Source organism: Synechococcus sp. WH 8101 (genome assembly GCF_004209775.1).
Taxonomy (GTDB): domain Bacteria; phylum Cyanobacteriota; class Cyanobacteriia; order PCC-6307; family Cyanobiaceae; genus Synechococcus_C.
Window position 1 is genome coordinate 1,249,842 of the sequence record NZ_CP035914.1, and the last position, 14,824, is coordinate 1,264,665.

At 64.8% G+C, this 14,824-nt stretch carries 19 protein-coding genes; 10 read left to right on the plus strand and 9 right to left on the minus strand.

Annotated features, from left to right (window positions below; genetic code table 11):
* Positions 1 to 53: 53 nt before the first annotated feature.
* Together SynWH8101_RS06580 and stpA are read left to right on the plus strand one after the other, a co-directional pair.
* On the plus strand, positions 54 to 638 hold the full coding sequence (locus tag SynWH8101_RS06580; protein ID WP_130129071.1) for a glutathione S-transferase family protein: 585 nt from the start codon (positions 54 to 56) through the stop codon (positions 636 to 638).
* Between the two features lie 5 nt (positions 639 to 643).
* Entirely contained in the window at positions 644 to 1,852 is a 1,209-nt protein-coding gene (gene stpA / locus SynWH8101_RS06585; RefSeq protein WP_130129072.1) for a glucosylglycerol 3-phosphatase, read from the plus strand.
* Here stpA and SynWH8101_RS06590 read toward each other — a convergent pair.
* Positions 1,818 to 2,756, minus strand: coding sequence for a hypothetical protein (locus SynWH8101_RS06590; RefSeq protein ID WP_130129073.1), 939 nt, complete (start codon positions 2,754 to 2,756; stop codon positions 1,818 to 1,820). The two genes, stpA and SynWH8101_RS06590, sit on opposite strands and share 35 nt — an antisense overlap.
* 144 nt (positions 2,757 to 2,900) lie before the next feature.
* Between SynWH8101_RS06590 and SynWH8101_RS06595 the strand changes: the two genes are divergently transcribed.
* From SynWH8101_RS06595 to SynWH8101_RS06610, 4 genes are all read left to right on the plus strand, one after another.
* Positions 2,901 to 3,206, plus strand: coding sequence for a hypothetical protein (locus tag SynWH8101_RS06595; RefSeq protein WP_165380945.1), 306 nt, complete (start codon positions 2,901 to 2,903; stop codon positions 3,204 to 3,206).
* The gene (locus SynWH8101_RS06600) at positions 3,190 to 3,984 is read left to right on the plus strand and encodes a hypothetical protein (RefSeq protein WP_130129075.1); all 795 of its coding nucleotides are present in this window, start codon (positions 3,190 to 3,192) and stop codon (positions 3,982 to 3,984) included. Before SynWH8101_RS06595 ends, SynWH8101_RS06600 begins: the two co-directional genes overlap by 17 nt.
* Positions 3,985 to 4,435: 451 nt before the next feature.
* The gene (arsS, locus tag SynWH8101_RS06605; RefSeq protein ID WP_370587026.1) at positions 4,436 to 5,386 is read left to right on the plus strand and encodes an arsenosugar biosynthesis radical SAM (seleno)protein ArsS; all 951 of its coding nucleotides are present in this window, start codon (positions 4,436 to 4,438) and stop codon (positions 5,384 to 5,386) included.
* Between the two features lie 27 nt (positions 5,387 to 5,413).
* Positions 5,414 to 5,875 carry a hypothetical protein gene (locus tag SynWH8101_RS06610; protein ID WP_130129077.1) on the plus strand — a complete coding sequence of 154 codons (462 nt, stop codon included), beginning with the start codon at positions 5,414 to 5,416 and terminating at the stop codon, positions 5,873 to 5,875.
* Positions 5,876 to 5,877: 2 nt separating this feature from the next.
* Here SynWH8101_RS06610 and SynWH8101_RS06615 read toward each other — a convergent pair whose 3' ends face one another.
* A complete protein-coding gene (locus tag SynWH8101_RS06615) occupies positions 5,878 to 6,333 on the minus strand; it encodes a Fur family transcriptional regulator (RefSeq protein WP_130129078.1) in 456 nt (151 codons plus the stop codon).
* Positions 6,334 to 6,412: 79 nt separating this feature from the next.
* Here SynWH8101_RS06615 and SynWH8101_RS06620 point away from each other — a divergent pair, with 79 nt between their 5' ends.
* Positions 6,413 to 7,171 (plus strand): metallophosphoesterase, encoded by a 759-nt coding sequence (locus tag SynWH8101_RS06620; protein WP_130129079.1) that lies wholly within the window; start codon positions 6,413 to 6,415, stop codon positions 7,169 to 7,171.
* Positions 7,172 to 7,206: 35 nt separating this feature from the next.
* The gene (locus SynWH8101_RS06625) at positions 7,207 to 7,443 is read left to right on the plus strand and encodes a hypothetical protein (RefSeq protein WP_007102556.1); all 237 of its coding nucleotides are present in this window, start codon (positions 7,207 to 7,209) and stop codon (positions 7,441 to 7,443) included.
* A gap of 27 nt (positions 7,444 to 7,470) precedes the next feature.
* On the opposite strand, the gene SynWH8101_RS06630 is transcribed toward SynWH8101_RS06625, so the two are convergent.
* The 5 genes from SynWH8101_RS06630 to petC form a co-directional block, all read right to left on the minus strand.
* Positions 7,471 to 7,848 (minus strand): hypothetical protein, encoded by a 378-nt coding sequence (locus SynWH8101_RS06630; protein ID WP_130129080.1) that lies wholly within the window; start codon positions 7,846 to 7,848, stop codon positions 7,471 to 7,473.
* Between the two features lie 60 nt (positions 7,849 to 7,908).
* Positions 7,909 to 8,370, minus strand: a complete 462-nt coding sequence (locus tag SynWH8101_RS06635) for a hypothetical protein (protein ID WP_130129081.1) — start codon at positions 8,368 to 8,370, stop codon at positions 7,909 to 7,911.
* 86 nt (positions 8,371 to 8,456) lie between these two features.
* On the minus strand, positions 8,457 to 9,089 hold the full coding sequence (gene pdxH, locus SynWH8101_RS06640) for a pyridoxamine 5'-phosphate oxidase (RefSeq protein WP_130129082.1): 633 nt from the start codon (positions 9,087 to 9,089) through the stop codon (positions 8,457 to 8,459).
* Between the two features lie 5 nt (positions 9,090 to 9,094).
* Complete coding sequence (locus SynWH8101_RS06645) at positions 9,095 to 10,405, minus strand: FAD/NAD(P)-binding oxidoreductase (protein WP_130129083.1); 1,311 nt, start codon at positions 10,403 to 10,405, stop codon at positions 9,095 to 9,097.
* Positions 10,406 to 10,496: 91 nt separating this feature from the next.
* Complete coding sequence (gene petC, locus SynWH8101_RS06650) at positions 10,497 to 11,051, minus strand: cytochrome b6-f complex iron-sulfur subunit (protein ID WP_130129084.1); 555 nt, start codon at positions 11,049 to 11,051, stop codon at positions 10,497 to 10,499.
* Between the two features lie 112 nt (positions 11,052 to 11,163).
* On the opposite strand from petC, the gene SynWH8101_RS06655 reads away from it, so the two are divergent.
* Positions 11,164 to 12,045, plus strand: coding sequence for an ion channel (locus SynWH8101_RS06655; RefSeq protein WP_130129085.1), 882 nt, complete (start codon positions 11,164 to 11,166; stop codon positions 12,043 to 12,045).
* A gap of 46 nt (positions 12,046 to 12,091) precedes the next feature.
* Entirely contained in the window at positions 12,092 to 12,925 is an 834-nt protein-coding gene (locus SynWH8101_RS06660; RefSeq protein WP_130129086.1) for a dehydrogenase, read from the plus strand.
* Here SynWH8101_RS06660 and SynWH8101_RS06665 read toward each other — a convergent pair.
* Positions 12,909 to 13,505: a DUF3365 domain-containing protein gene (locus SynWH8101_RS06665; protein ID WP_130129087.1), complete on the minus strand. Its 597-nt coding sequence runs from the start codon at positions 13,503 to 13,505 to the stop codon at positions 12,909 to 12,911. The genes SynWH8101_RS06660 and SynWH8101_RS06665 overlap by 17 nt on opposite strands.
* A gap of 116 nt (positions 13,506 to 13,621) precedes the next feature.
* The gene (gene psbA / locus SynWH8101_RS06670) at positions 13,622 to 14,701 is read right to left on the minus strand and encodes a photosystem II q(b) protein (RefSeq protein WP_130129088.1); all 1,080 of its coding nucleotides are present in this window, start codon (positions 14,699 to 14,701) and stop codon (positions 13,622 to 13,624) included.
* Positions 14,702 to 14,824: the final 123 nt, after the last annotated feature.

Sequence of the window (14,824 nt, forward strand, 5' to 3'; positions counted from 1 at the left end):
CATCACTTGGGGCCTCGGGGCCATGATCCCTCGACACCCTACGCAGCGATCCGATGACGCTCACGCTCTACGGCGGGCCGCGCACCCGCGCTTCGATGCCGCGCTGGTACATGGAGGAAAAGGGCATCGCGTACCGCTTGGAGGAGCTGGATCTCCAGGCCCAGGAGCAGCGTCAACCGGAGTTTCTGGCGATCAATCCCTTCGGCAAATTGCCCGCCCTGGTGGACACCACGGTGCAGGGGGCCGATGGCCAGCCGCTGACGTTGTTCGAAAGCGGCGCGATTCTGCTCCATCTCGCCGACTGCCACAGCGACGACATCACCACCGCGGCGGAGCGGGCCCTCACCAGCCAGTGGCTGCTGTTTGCCAATGCCACCCTGGCGATCGCCCTGTTTGTACCCAGCAACCGGGAGCGGGACTTTCCCCGTCTGATGGGGGTGCTCAATGAGCAGCTCGATCCCGATCGGCCTCTGGTGGGGCGCTGCTGGGGTGCGGCTGACTGCGCTGTGCAGGCCTATCTGGCCTACCTGCCGATCTTTTTCCCGGACATCGATCTGAGCCCCTATCCCAGGATCCAGGCCGTGATTGACGCCGTGCAGCAGCGACCGGCCTATCAAATCGCCATGGGAGCGCGCTGAAGCCGATGCAGTCCCTCAGTCTCAACCAGCTGCACGACGAGCTCGCCGCCAGCCCCGATCTGTTGATCATTCAGGACCTCGATGGGGTTTGCATGCCCCTGGTGCAGGACCCTCTCACCCGGAAGCTCCCGGCTGACTATGTGCAGGCAGCAGCGGATCTTCATGGCCATTTCAATGTGCTCACCAATGGCGAACATGAGGGGCGCCGTGGCGTGAATCGCCTGGTGGAGCAGGCCCTGGGTGATCGGGAGCGTCCCGGTCGCGATGGCCTCTACCTCCCCGGCCTCGCCGCCGGTGGTGTGCAGCTGCAGGATCGCTACGGCAGCCTCAGCCATCCGGGCGTGAGTGAAGCGGAAATGACCTTTCTCGCCGCTGTGCCTGCCACGATGGCGGCGCTTCTTGCCGAGCAGTTGCCGCCGCTGCTGCCCGAGCTGGGGGAAGGGGAGCTGCAGCTGGAGATTCAGCGGGCGATTCTCGACACCCAGGTTTCACCCACGATCAATCTGAACAGCCTCTTCGCCCGGCTCCCCGACGCTGTGGAGCGGCAACGTCAGCTGCAGACGATGCTCGCGGATGTGATGGTCACCCTGATGGACCGGGCGGCGGCGGCGGGATTGGCGGAGTCGTTCTTTCTGCATGTGGCGCCCAACCTGGGCCGGGATGCGGAGGGGCAGGAGCGTCTCAAGCCGGCCCAGCCTGGGGATGTGGGCAGCACCGACATTCAGTTCATGCTGCGCGGCGCCATCAAGGAGGTGGGGCTGCTGGTGTTGATCAATCGCCATATCGCCGCCCGCACCGGTGAGGCTCCCCTCGGTGCTGAGTTCAACGTGCGCTGCGCCCCCCACGACCATGCGGCCCTGCTCGATCTCTGCCATCGCCACATCCCGCTTGATCAGATGCCCCATCTGGTGGGGGTGGGTGACACGGTCACCTCCCATCCCTGTCCGCAGGGGTCGGGCTGGCTGCGTGGCGGCAGCGATCGCGGCTTTCTCACCCTGCTGCAGGAACTCGGTGAGAGCTATGGCCAGCCCAACCGCGTCGTGCTTGTCGACAGCAGCGGTGGCGAGGTGGATCGCCCCTCTCTCGCCGATGGATCGTTGGCGGGGATCAGCGATCCGGAGGATCCGCTCCGCTTCGATGTCTGCGTACCCGGTGGCCCAGAGGCCTACGTGAACTGGTTCAAGACGTTGGCGTTCGCGCGGAGGCGGAACTGAGGGTTCGGGGAAGCACCCGCATCATGAAGGGCAGGGCGGTGATCGACGGTTTGCCGCCACTAACCCACACCGCCTGCTCTTCGCTCCACAGCCTGCGGCCCGGCACGATCAGGCGCGACTTGGAGGCATGGTCGGGCAGAAACGCCGCCGAGAAACCTCGGGCCTGCACGAAGCGGTGCAGGTCATCGAACAAGACGCCATCGTCGGTTTCGATCACCTCCAGGCGACCATCGGGCCGGAAGCCATACAGGATGCGCACGTCGGCCAGACGCATCGGGCCATAGACGCCGCGATAGGTGCTGGGCGGGGTTGAGTTGGGATGGGCGAAGGCATGGAGCCCACCGATGAAAAGGCGATAGCGCTGCTGGCGCTCGGGGGTGAGATCACCAAAGCCGTAGCGCAGCTCTCCCGCTTCGGTGACGGCGATGTAGGCACGCTCGGAGGCAGCGGCTCGATTGCCGGCCCGGCGGATGCCATCGCTCAACATCAAATCGCCATGGAGCACCATGCCCAGCGGTTCGTTCGGATGGCCCTTTTCAAAAGTGGGACCGGTGAAGAACAGCAGGGCCTCGGCATCCCGATTCGCCTCCAACTCCCGGTTCCAGCCGCCGAAGAATTCCAGGTCCACCCAGCGGGGATCGAGGATCACACTCGAATACCCCACCGACACCGTGCTGCCGTCATCGCGGCTGAGCTGCTGCACCTGGTCGGCTTGGAAGACGGCGATCTCCGCCAACGGGGGTGGTTGGGGAGGAGGTTCCGGCAGGAGCCAAGCCAACGACTCGATGCTGCTGGCTTGGCGATCAGAGTTCTGTGCGACCCGCCAGAAGGGTTGGGCTGCCGCCACCAGGGCACCGAGAAGAGTGGAGGCCACTCCGATCGCCACAAGGGTGCCCGCTTTCATGATCCGAAGGGGATCTCAGCGTGGCCATCCTGTCGCGATCCGGCGCTGGGCTGCGGCATTTTCACCAAAGCCTCATCCAATCCTGTGGACGCGGAGCGTCGTTGGCTTCCAGACTGAAATCAAGGCGACATGGGGGTGATCACCATGGGACAGGCTCATCCACCTCTGTCGCTGCCTCGGCACGCCAGTCTCTGTTTGGCGGTCGGTCCCGACAGCGGCGATGCCGACGACGACAGCTGCTGGGAGTGTGTGCAGGGCGAGCTGAGTGAACTCAGCCCTGAGGGGGCCTGCATCGTTCTGGATGCCGATCTGGGACCGACCCGCGCCAGCCATGGCCACCTCAGCCTCGAAGACGACCAGGGCCACTTCGGACATCGACGTCGGGTGCGTGTGCTCTGGCATCGACGCGATATGGGCCACAGTTGCCTCGGTCTTGGCTTCACGTCCTGAGGAGAATGCCCTAGTGCTGCCGCTCCGCCTGCTGCCGCTCACCTCTGCACTCGCGGCACCTGCCCTCGCCTTGTCGCTGGCCAAAGCCGCCGAGCCGCCTGCGGCCTGTGCCGCACCGCAGCCCGGTCAGTATTTGGTGGTGGCGCGGGGCAGCCGCGCCGGTGTGCCGGTGGGGCGGCTCAATCTGGAAACCTGGCAGGCGGATGGTTCCGTGCGCGGTCGTCGTTTTCTGCGCGTGGGTCGCAGCTACAGCGCCTCCAGTTATGAGGGCCGCTGGTCCAGCCTGGGTGGTTGCGGGGCGACGGTGAGCCGAGGGGATGCCGGGCCGTCGAGCCAGCTGTTGCTCAATCAGGTCGGTCGGCCCCGGGTGGGCCTCACCATGGCCGCAGACACGGTGGTGAGTGAGCGCTGGATTCACCAGCCCGACACGGCCTGCACCGCCACCACGCTCGAAGGCACCGTGCTCAGCGATCAACAGGGCTTCAATGCCGAGGGCGCCAACTGGGTGGCCAATGCCGTGATCCAGCGGGAGGTGTGGTCGAACTGGGGCATGGCTGGCCTGGCGGTGTCGTCCTATGGCGGCAAGGCCGAGGTCGCGGCCTATCAAGGTCGCTTCACCCAGGAGGACGGCTGCCTGGGGCGCATCCGCCAACAGGACGCCAAGGGTGTGACCTACGCCTATGTGGCGATCTTGCGCTCTGATGGCCAGGGCTATGCCTATTTGCAGACCCAGGGGGATGGCCTCACGGTGGCCCTGCTCAACCGTGAAGAGACCTGAAGCTGAGTGAAGAAATCGGCGGATCTCGCCCTTGCCGGTTGCTGGATCAGGGCCCTTGATCAACACTGAGATCACTGATTCGGAGGCTCCTATGTCGGATGACACTCCACCCCGCCAGCAACGAGGAGTTGGCTGACGTGTTCGGACCCTGCTCCAACAGTCTCACTTGATTTCTGAAGTCTTCAGCTGAACAAAGCCCCTGCGATTGGACGGTTCTGCTGAGTCCCGATGCATCGCCCTAGGTGCCCCCGGGTGAATAAGACTTCCCACCATGAAACGTCATGGCCCCAGGGCCCTTCGCCGGCCACTCCGCCACACATTGTTCACACAAGATTTCACGGTTCACGATCACAACGATCCGCTGCATCGACAGCACCATGAACCAGAGGCCCGGCCCTAGGTCGGGCCTCTCTGTTGTTCGCCAGAATGCGTTAGCGCCTCAAGCAGCCCGCTGACCTGCTCCTCGACGTCTCGTCTGTTCCCGCCCCTGCAGCGCCGTCGGCTGCAGACCCTGCAGGTGAATCTCGGCTACCGCTGCAATCAGAGCTGCAGCCATTGCCACGTCAACGCCGGGCCGTGGCGCACCGAAGCGATGGCGGAGGCCCAGATCGAGCAGGTGCTCGAGGTGTTGGCCCATCCCAGCGTCGAAACCCTGGATCTCACCGGCGGCGCTCCGGAGCTGCACCCCCGCTTTCGCTCCTTAGTGCGGCGGGCCCGGGCCTTGGGGCGGCAGGTGATCGATCGCTGCAATCTCACCATCCTGTTGGAACCGGGCCAGGAGGATCTGGCCGCCTTTCTCGCCGATCAGGCTGTGCACGTGGTGGCCTCCCTGCCCTGCACAGAGGCGGAACGGGTGAACCAGCAGCGGGGTGATGGTGTGTTCGAGCGCAGCATCGAGGCCCTGCAGCGTCTCAATCACCTCGGCTACGGCGATCCCACCGGCCCGTTGCGATTGGATCTTGTTTACAACCCCTCAGGTGCCAATCTGCCGCCGGCGCAGGCCAGCCTGGAGGCCCACTACCGCGAGGCCCTCGCCCGTGATTACGGCCTCCGTTTCAATCGCCTGCTCACGATCACCAACATGCCAATCGAGCGCTTCGCCCGCGATCTCGCCCATCGTGGTGCGCTCGACGACTACCTCGAGCGGCTCCAGCAGGCCCATCGGCCCGAGAACCTCGAGGCGGTGATGTGCCGCGGTTTGATCAGTGTGAACTGGAAGGGGGAGCTGTTTGATTGCGACTTCAACCAGCAGCTGGGCTTGCCGCTGGGCGGACGCCACCGCCACCTCAGTGATCTGCTCGATCAGGTCGGCGACCTGGAGGGGGAGCCGATTCGGGTGGCGACGCACTGCTTCGGTTGCACGGCCGGTCATGGCTCCAGTTGCGGTGGGGCCTTGAGCTGAGAGCATGGAGCGAACACCGACTTGAGCATGGAGACCCCGGGGCCGGCCCACTGCGGCAGCAAGCCGAAACGCTTTGCTGTGGGAATCGCCCCGCTGGGCACGATTTCGATTGGCATCGTGCCCATGGGAGTGGTGTGCATCGGCATCGTGCCGATGGGGGTGGTCTCCATTGGTGTGGTGGCGATGGGGGTGATCAATTTTTCCGTGGTGGGCATGGGCCTGCTTGCCGTGGGGCTGAACACGATGGGGGTATGGACAGCCGGGCCCCAGGGCATGGGATTGGTGCATCTGGGTGGCAGCCAGGGCGGGCACCACAACCATCAGGGCCATCACCCCGGCCCCGAGGGCGCAGCTACTGGAGGTGAGGCCAACATGCTGGCCTACCCCACTCGGGAGGAGGCGGAGGCGGAAGCGAAAAAACTCGGCTGCACAGGGGTGCATCGCATGGGCAGCTTCTGGATGCCTTGTGAGCACCATCCAGGCAGCTGAGCTCAGCTGCGGCAGTCGGGGCAGATGCCGCGCACGTTGAGGCTCGATTCGATCAGGTCGAAGCCAAACAAACGGGCAGCCTCCTGGCCGGCTTCGATCACCGGTGTGCTCTCAAATTCCTCGGTGCGTCCGCAACGCACGCACACCAGATGGTGATGGTCGTGATGGTCGTCGCAACGGAGCTCGAAACGGCGACCGGCGTCGGTGAGTTCCAGCTCCTGCAGGAAGCCCATCTCTACGAGCAGACGCAGGGTGCGGTAGATCGTGGCCAGCGACACCCGAGCGTCTGCTTCGAGCAGCTGCTGGTGCACGTCTTCAGCGCTGAGGTGCCGGCCGGAGCCGATGCGTTCAAACAGATCGAGGATCCGACGCCGCTGCGGCGTCAGACGGCGCCCGTCCTCATGCAGTCCACGCTCCAGGGGCTCTTCAAGACGAGCCGACGTCGATCCTGAAGGCATCGGCCACGCACCAGTCTTCTCAACAGTAACGACTAATGAGAGGAGGCGACAATGGCTGCAGGCCACGGCGCCCCACAGCATGCGCATCCTTCAGCTCAGCGATCCCCATCTCCTGGCTGATGCCGAGGGGCTGGTGCGTGAGCGCCCCGCCCTCAGCCTCTGGCAACGGGCCCTCGCCCAGGTGCGGCAGACCCGGCCCCACCTGCTGCTGGTCACGGGCGATCTCTGTCAGGACGAAAGCTGGGGCGGCTACAGGCAGCTGCGCGAGTCCCTCACCGATCTTCCCGCCGAGACGGCGGTGGCCCTGGTCGCCGGGAACCACGACCAGCCGACGCTGCTGCGCGCTGCCCTGGGGCGCCAGGCCATGGTGGGACCGGCGGAGATTGTCCGCGGCCAGGGCCGGCTGCTCTTGCTGTCCAGTCATCTGGCAGGGCAGTGCGGTGGCGGCCTGGGAACGCCGCAATTGAGTTGGTTGGAACAACGGCTCAACGATCCGCGCCACACCAGCACCGCCACCTTGGTGGCCTTGCACCATCCACCGCTGCCGATCGGTGACCCCGGTCTGGATCGGATCGGTCTGCGTGATGGCGAGGCGCTGATCAGCCTTCTGCAACGGGCGCCGGCGCTGAAGGCGGTGGTGTTCGGCCACATCCATCAGCACTGGCAGGGGCGCTTGCCAGGCCGGGCCGATGTGGCTCTGCTCGCCTGTCCCTCCACCCTCAAGTCGTTTCAGGCGGTGCAGCCCTGTCCACTGGGACGGCCGGACGATCCGGGGGGGCGATGGCTGGATCTGAAAGCGGACGGTGCCCTGGAGACAAGCCTCTTGCGCTGGTCTTAAGGTTCCGCACTCTGATACGGCTCTGGCGAACGACGGTGGCAGGCTCCTGGCAAGTGGTGATGCGCTGTGTCGCCAGCGCCATGTTTCTGCTCGCCCACGGCTTGCTGGTGCTCGAACACGTGGCGATCGGCACCGCACTCCACGGCGTCGCCGAGCTGTTCCTCGCCCCCTGGGCGGTGCGTCACCGCGCCTGGGACATCATCGTGATCGGTGTGGTCTTCTGTGTGTTTGATCTCTGGGGAACCGTGCGGCTCACGGGGGCGATCAGCTGAGGCTGTCTCCTCAATTGAGCTTTCTCCTCAGTGCGATCCAGCCACGACCCGCTCGACCCACCAGCGCTCGACCACACCGCCGATGCGTTCCCCTGAGGACGGCGTGTTTGGGGCAGGGATCGTGACCACCGACAGTTGGCGGCCGTTGCGGCGATAGTCAAAGCGACAGAAGCCGGCGCCGGTGCCGGAGCAGGCCGACAGGCTGGTGAGAGGCACGCCGGCCCGTTCCTGATCCAGGGGCAAGGCCGGACCAATCGGATGCGGACGCCAGCCTGAGGACACCAGCACCGCATCCGCTTCCAGGATCGACTGGCCTGCGCTGAGCGGCAGACCGCGGCTCGGCTGGGCGGCCACGGGCGCCATGCCCAGGGCCAGCAGCATCACCAGGAAGGACGAGCGGGGCATGCCGGTGGAGGCGACCACCCTGATCCATAGCCACGGATCGGCGGCCCCGACCACAGACCCTCAGGCGGGCACCCTCCCCTCGCTCAAGCAGAGGCTGGTGAGCTTCTGCACGCTGCCAGGCAGGTTGCGCGACACCGGGCAGAGGGCCATGCGCTGGCGGATGTGATCAAGGGCAGCGGCATCGGCCTTGGCGCGATCGTCTGGGCTGGCCGCAGGGTCGAGGCTGATGCGGAAGTCACCCTGGAAGGCGGTCAGAATCCAGTCTTCGCCAGTCGTGACCTTGATTTCGCCTTCGACGCGATGGAGGGGAAGCTCCATCTCCCGGGCATTGGCCACGAGATAGAAGTGTTGGCAGAGCACCAATGAGAGCAGGAAAAGCCGAAAACCGGGCGTGGTGAGGGTTGGATCCTGGGGTTCCCACTGCCCCTCAGCATTGAGAAATTCCACCACCAACGCTTCGGTCTGACGGTCCGGCGCGGGGTGGTCGCTGCGTAGGCGGAACTGGAAGACGCGATCGGCCATGGGAGGAGGGTGATCCACTGGACAAACCCATGGTATGCCTTTACCGGCATGAACGCATCTAGGGATTGGTCGGATCGGCTCTGTGTTCAGGGGGCGAGTCGCTCCACGTGCCAGGTCTCGCCCTCGCGCTGGTAGCGCAAGCGATCGTGCAGGCGATCGGCGCCCCCCTGCCAGAACTCGATCGTCTGCGGACGCACCCGATAGCCACTCCAGAACGGTGGCAAGGGCACCTCACCAGCCTCAAACCGCTGCCGCATCGCCGCCAGCTGCTGCTCCAGCAGTTGGCGGCCGGAAATCACCGAGCTCTGTTGGGAGACCCAGGCACCCAGCTGGCTGCCCCGAGGCCGGGAGCGGAAGTAAGCCAGGGTCTCCAGGAGGGCAATGGGCGACGCCTCACCCTGGATTTCCACCTGGCGTTCGAGGCCATACCAGGGAAAGAGGAGGCCAACCCGGCCATTGGAAGCGATCTGCCTCGCTTTGCGGCTGCTGCTGTTGGTGAAGAAGACAAAACCGCGCTGGTCATAGGCCTTGAGCAGCACGGTGCGGCTGCTCGGCTGATCCGCCGCCACGGTGCTGAGCACCATGGCGTTGGGTTCGAGCAGCTCAGCGGCAAGGGCCTGCTCGAACCAGAGGCGGAACTGGGCGATCGGGTCATCCGCGAGATCGCGGCGGCGAAGGGCCGCCGATCCGTAGTGACGTCGCAGTTCCGCCGGATCCATGCCGATCAGGAGTGGCCCGCCGTGGCCTTCGGTTCGCGATAGTCGAGCCCCATGGCATGCACCAGCGGTTTGAACGGCTTGAGGTAGCGGGCCTCGTGGGGTTCGCCCGGCAGCATCCGATTCCAGTAGAGCCAGGGCAGCATCTTGGTTTTCATCAGATACATGCTCCAGCGCTCCTTGGTGGGATCCACCAGGAAGGAACTGACCGGCTTGTTCTCGTAGTTGAATTCCGCCATCAGGGTCCGGTTGTAACCCGTGATCAGGGGGCAGACGGTGTAACCGTCGTAGTGAGCCGTCAGCGGACGCCCCTCCAGCTGAGCGATCAGGTTCGCTGCGGCAATCGGAGCTTCACCACGCACCGCCCCTGCGGTTTTTGAGGTGGGCAGCTTGGCCACATCGCCGAGGCAGAACACATTCGGCCAACCCGGGTGTTGCAGGGTCTGTTTGTCGGCTGCGGCCCATCCGCCGGGGCCCTCGCCAGCCAGGGGGCTGTTGGCCACCACCTCCGGTGCCGTCATCGGCGGCACGGCGTGGAGCATGTCGAAATGGAGCTCCTGCCGGTGGGGCTCGCCCTCCTCGGGGGTCACCTCAAACACCGCCACTTTCTTCTCGCCGCGCACCTCCACGAGATTCCAGCGGAAGCGGGCATCGATGCCGCGACGGGCCACCACCTGCCGGAGCGTGGCGGCATAGGCGGGCACCGAGAAGATGCCAGCGGTGGCGGTGCAGAACATCACCTTGGTGTTCACCCCCACGCCGCTGCGACTCTTGAAGCGGTCATCGGCCATGTACATCACCTTCTGGGGCGCCCCACCGCATTTCACGGGGGTGCCGGGCATGGTGAAAATCGCGGTGCCGCCCTGGAAGGCTTCGATTGTTTCCCAGGTGTAGGGGGCGTAGCGATTGGAGTAGTTGCTGCAGACGCCATTGCGGCCGAGGCTCTCCACCAGGCCGGGAATCCAGTCCCAACGGCATTGCAGCCCGGTGGCCAGCACCATGGCCTCGTATTGAATGCGCTGACCTGCATCGGTGATCACCGCGTTCTGGTCGGGATCAAACGTGCTGGCCGCCGCCTGGATCCAGGTCACACCCTTGGGAATCAGATCCGCTTCATTGCGGCGGGTGCGCTCCACCGGCATCAGTCCGCCGCCCACCAGGGTCCAGCCGGGTTGATAAAAGTGATCGCTGCTCGGCTCCAGGATCGTGATCTGCAGCGCAGGACGCTGTTTGCGAAGGAGGTTGGCCACGGTGATGCCAGCGGCACCACCGCCCACGATCAACACCTTGGTGGAGACGGTCGCAGGGGAATCAGACATGAACAATCAGCGATACCCAAAAGGTATGCAGACATGCGCTTCCTGACATTCCCCTGAATCGGAAGGAATCCTGCGACCTGAAGGGCCCGACTCAGATCCACCAGGGAGCGCTGCCATCCCGGAAATCGGTCTCCGTCCATGGCGTCAGGCGCACCTGGTCGTCGTCGACCTGCACGTGGTTGAGGGCGAGGGAGAGGGGGGCCGGTCCGCGCACCACCTTGCCCGTGTCGTCGTATCGGGAGCCATGGCAGGGGCAGATGAACTGGTTCGCACCGCTATCCCAGGGCACGACGCAGCCCAGGTGGGTGCAGATCGCATTAAGGCCGTAACTGCCGATGGCCTCCTCACCGGTGACGATCAGATAGGTGGGGTCGCCCTTGAGCCCCTGCACCAGGGAGCGATCGCCAACGTCATGGGCGGCGAGCCAACCGGTGAGAGCGATCGGTTCACCCTGGGCGTTGCGAGCGAGGACGCCGCCTGCCGCAGACGCCTCCCGGCTGGGGGTCAGCATGCGCAGCACGGGATAGAGCGTGCCGAGGGCCACGCCACCAACGGCGCCGAAGCTGAGCCAATTGAGCAGCTGACGGCGTGAGGGGCTGGGCACCGAGTCCGGAAGGGAGGCACCACTGGAGGAAGCCTGGGTCATGGCGGGAAAAGCCGGGATCAAAAGGTTAACCATTTTTGTAGTATCACTGTGATGTGATGTCAATCTCGGCGCTAGGTCTGGGTTGAGATCTAGATGGAGTGGGCAGCGTCGGATGGGCCGAAGTCAGCGTCTGAGGCGCCATCGCGGCATCCTCGAAACGGAGCGGCGGGGCAGCTGGTTGCAGCATTGGCGCGAGCCCTACCTGCAGGCCCTGGCGATGTCATGGCCTGTGTTCCTCGCCCTGGTCGCCGTCGCCTATGGCGCGATCAACGCCTTGTTTGCCGTGCTCTATCGCCTCGACCCCACCGGGATCGCCGGCGTCAGGGCGGCTGGCTTGAGCTGGGCTGAGGCGTTCTTCTTCAGCGTGCAGACCCTGGGCTCGATCGGCTATGGCGCCATGCATCCGATCAGCCTGTACACCAACCTGGTGGTGACCGTGGAGGCGCTCTGCGGCCTGCTCTTCATCGCCCTCACCACCGGGCTTGCCTTTGCGCGCTTCGCCCGGAGCACGGCCCGGATCCGCTTCTCCCAGTTGGCGGTGGTGCATGCCTACAACGGCGTGCCCACCCTGGTGTTCCGACTCGCCAATGAACGTCGCAATGGTCTGCTCGATGCCCGCCTGCGCGCCTTCCTGGCCGTCGACGAAGTGAGCAGCGAAGGGCATCGCATGCGTCGCCTGCTCCCCCTGGCTCTGGAGCGGGATCAAAGCATCGCCTTCCAGCTGATCTGGACGGGAATGCACCGGATCGATGCCAGCAGCCCGCTGTGCGGCCTGGATGGCGCGGCGCTGCAGCGCCTCAACGCCGAGCTGGTGGTGGCCTTCGCCGGGGTGGATGAAACCCTGGAGCGCCCGGTGCATGCCCGCCACAGCTGGCCTGTGGAGCGGATCGCCTTTGGGCGTTGCTTCGAAGACATGCTCGAGCATCAGGCCGATGCGACCCACATCCACTGGGAATCACTCGATCGCACCAGCCCCTGTTCGTTGACGGGGTGACAGCGATCCCAACACAGGGCAGCATGGGGTGCTTGAACGGAGACGCATGCGACGCACTGCTCTGTTGCTGGGCAGCCTTCTGGCCCTGTCTGGTCCAGCCCATGCAGGGCTGATGGACATCCTCGAGAGCATGCGCCCGGCCCAGCCCCAGCGCCTCGAGCCCCAGCTACCACCGTTGCCGGCCCGGCCCGGCCGAGGCAAAAACTGGATCGGCAGGCGGGCCCCTAACGCCAAGCTGCCGATCCTGGTGATGGCCGGTCATGCCGATTCCCAGCGCATGCACGGCGCTGGCACCCCCGGATGGGCGGTGGATCTGGGCGGCGCTGCACCGATGCAGGCAGGGATCACCGATGAGCTCTACTGGAATCTGCGCACCGCCAGAGCCGTGGTGGCTGAGGGGCAGAAGCAGGGTCTCAACATCCGCTTCTACGACCCGGGGATCCGCACACTGCGCAATGAAAACGATCCCCGCTCGAACTGGAGCGTCGGTGCTGAACACGCCGCGCAGGGTGGGTATGTGGTGGAGATCCACTACGACGCCTACAGCCCCCATGGCATCGGCCCAGGCATCATCCCGGCGGTGTCCTACGGCTTTTCGGTGATCGACGAAGCCCTGGCGTCGGAGTTCGGCGCCTATCCCTACGACTACCGCGGCATGCTCGGTGCGCCGCGTCGCGGCATCGCCATGCTGGAGATCGGTCAGCTCGAGGGGGCACTGGAGGCCAGCCTGCGCGATCCCCGGCGCCGTGACACCACGTTGAATCAGATCGCAGCGCGGGTGGTGAAGGCGCTCCAGGACGGCCAGGAGCTGGCCGCCAAAGCCTCCGAGCCGACCGCCGTGTCTCAGCTCGCCAAGCCCGACATCAACCCTCGGGAATGAACACGGCGTACATGCCGCGCAGATCTCCGGGCTTGAAGTTGAAGGCCCGGTCGTTGGGGTAGTTCTCCTGAATGAAAGCGGGTCGATTCGCCTTGCTGCCATGACACGCCAGGCAGCTCGCCTGGACGTCGATGCGGCGGTAGTAGTTCACGCCCGCACCCTGCTCAGCGCTGGCTGGCTCCCAGAGCCCATTGATTTCGGGGTGCTTGGCGAAGAGATCAATCACCTCGGTCTCCTGGGCGCCGATGGGGGCATGATCGGGGTTGCGGTAGTGGCTGGCCACCTGGCGCACGGTCCAGCCGTTGTCCTGGCCAATCGCCATGGCTCTCTTGCCGACGGGCATGCACACCTCACGCATCGTGTCCATGGTGGGCTCGTCCGTACTGCCCTCCAGGGATGAGGCGAGGGAGATGCGCATGCGATCCAGCGCTTCCATCTGATCCACGGCTTTCGCCAAGACAGCCGGGTCGACGGGAGCGGCCCCCTGGTTGGCCAGGGCGATGGCGGGCTGAACAGTGAAGAGCAGCCCTGCGATCAAAGCAGCGAGGAGCTGCGAGAGGGGAGACGTGAGGTTGTTCATCAGGCCGTGAGCAATGTGTTCAAGATGGCCACGCCGCTCACGGCCTGCCACCCAAAAAGGGCCTGGAGGATCCAGGCCCTGATGCCCTGATCAGCTGGGCGGGGTTCAAAGCCCCACTAACCGATCGCAGGTGCTGTGAGCGCCACGGGTTGACTGTCGACCGCTGCCAGATCGAGCGGGAAGTTATGCACGTTGCGTTCATGCATCGCTTCGATACCAAGACCGCCACGGTTGAGCACATCGGCCCAGGTGCTGATCACCCGACCCTGGTTGTCGAGGATCGACTGGTTGAAGTTGAAACCATTGACGTTGAAGGAGAAGCTCACCACCGCCATGGAGGCGAACCAGATGCCGATCACCGGCCAGGCCGCCAGGAAGAAGTGAAGGCTGCGGCTGTTGTTGAAGGAGGCGTATTGGAAGATCAGGCGACCGAAGTAACCGTGGGCAGCCACGATGTTGTAGGTCTCTTCTTCCTGGCCGAATTTGTAGCCACGGTTCTGGGATTCCGCTTCGGTGGTTTCACGCACCAGGGAGGAGGTCACCAGGGAGCCGTGCATGGCGGAGAAGAGGGCTCCACCGAAGACGCCGGCCACACCCACCATGTGGAAGGGGTGCATGAGCACGTTGTGTTCCGCCTGGAGCACCAGCATGAAATTGAAGGTGCCTGAAATCCCGAGGGGCAGGGGATCGGAGAAGGAGCCCTGGCCGATGGCATACACGAGCAGCACGGCGGTGGCTGCAGCCACAGGGGCGCTGTAGGCAACGGCGATCCAGGGACGCATGCCGAGGCGGTAGGAGAGTTCCCACTCGCGCCCCATATAGGCGTAGATGCCGATCAGGAAGTGGAAGATGATCAGCTGATAAGGGCCGCCGTTGTAGAGCCACTCATCGAGGCTGGAGGCCTCCCAGATCGGGTAGAGGTGCAGTCCGATCGCGTTGGAGGTGGGCACTACCGCTGCGGTGATGATGTTGTTGCCATAGAGCAACGAACCGGTCACTGGCTCACGCACGCCGTCGATGTCAACGGGGGGAGCGGCGATGAAGGCGAGGATGAAGCAGATGGCTGCCGTGAGCAGGCAGGGAATCATCAGCACACCGAACCAGCCGATGTAGAGGCGGTTGTCGGTGCTGGTGATCCAGTTCTTGAAGGCATCCCAGGAGCCAACGCGCCTGCGGGACAGGGTTGTTGAAGACATGAGGTAAGGAAGACAGGATGGGAACAGGCGGTGAAGAAAAATCCTCCGATCGGCTGGGGGCTGAGCGGAGGATCACCGTCCCATTCGTTTATAACAGTAGCGTAATGACGTACAGGTGGGGAG

What these genes read in the sequence shown, in the direction of transcription:
- petC (WP_130129084.1), bottom strand. Translation starts at nt 11,051, where the DNA reads ATGACCCAGGCTTCCTCCAGTGGTGCCTCCCTTCCGGACTCGGTGCCC.
- stpA (WP_130129072.1), top strand. Translation starts at nt 644, where the DNA reads ATGCAGTCCCTCAGTCTCAACCAGCTGCACGACGAGCTCGCCGCCAGC.
- SynWH8101_RS06665 (WP_130129087.1), bottom strand. Translation starts at nt 13,505, where the DNA reads ATGAACAACCTCACGTCTCCCCTCTCGCAGCTCCTCGCTGCTTTGATC.
- SynWH8101_RS06580 (WP_130129071.1), top strand. Translation starts at nt 54, where the DNA reads ATGACGCTCACGCTCTACGGCGGGCCGCGCACCCGCGCTTCGATGCCG.
- SynWH8101_RS06620 (WP_130129079.1), top strand. Translation starts at nt 6,413, where the DNA reads ATGCGCATCCTTCAGCTCAGCGATCCCCATCTCCTGGCTGATGCCGAG.
- SynWH8101_RS06615 (WP_130129078.1), bottom strand. Translation starts at nt 6,333, where the DNA reads ATGCCTTCAGGATCGACGTCGGCTCGTCTTGAAGAGCCCCTGGAGCGT.
- SynWH8101_RS06655 (WP_130129085.1), top strand. Translation starts at nt 11,164, where the DNA reads ATGGGCCGAAGTCAGCGTCTGAGGCGCCATCGCGGCATCCTCGAAACG.
- SynWH8101_RS06635 (WP_130129081.1), bottom strand. Translation starts at nt 8,370, where the DNA reads ATGGCCGATCGCGTCTTCCAGTTCCGCCTACGCAGCGACCACCCCGCG.
- SynWH8101_RS06590 (WP_130129073.1), bottom strand. Translation starts at nt 2,756, where the DNA reads ATGAAAGCGGGCACCCTTGTGGCGATCGGAGTGGCCTCCACTCTTCTC.
- SynWH8101_RS06610 (WP_130129077.1), top strand. Translation starts at nt 5,414, where the DNA reads ATGGAGACCCCGGGGCCGGCCCACTGCGGCAGCAAGCCGAAACGCTTT.
- SynWH8101_RS06660 (WP_130129086.1), top strand. Translation starts at nt 12,092, where the DNA reads ATGCGACGCACTGCTCTGTTGCTGGGCAGCCTTCTGGCCCTGTCTGGT.
- SynWH8101_RS06645 (WP_130129083.1), bottom strand. Translation starts at nt 10,405, where the DNA reads ATGTCTGATTCCCCTGCGACCGTCTCCACCAAGGTGTTGATCGTGGGC.
- SynWH8101_RS06595 (WP_165380945.1), top strand. Translation starts at nt 2,901, where the DNA reads ATGGGACAGGCTCATCCACCTCTGTCGCTGCCTCGGCACGCCAGTCTC.
- pdxH (WP_130129082.1), bottom strand. Translation starts at nt 9,089, where the DNA reads ATGGATCCGGCGGAACTGCGACGTCACTACGGATCGGCGGCCCTTCGC.
- psbA (WP_130129088.1), bottom strand. Translation starts at nt 14,701, where the DNA reads ATGTCTTCAACAACCCTGTCCCGCAGGCGCGTTGGCTCCTGGGATGCC.
- SynWH8101_RS06630 (WP_130129080.1), bottom strand. Translation starts at nt 7,848, where the DNA reads ATGCCCCGCTCGTCCTTCCTGGTGATGCTGCTGGCCCTGGGCATGGCG.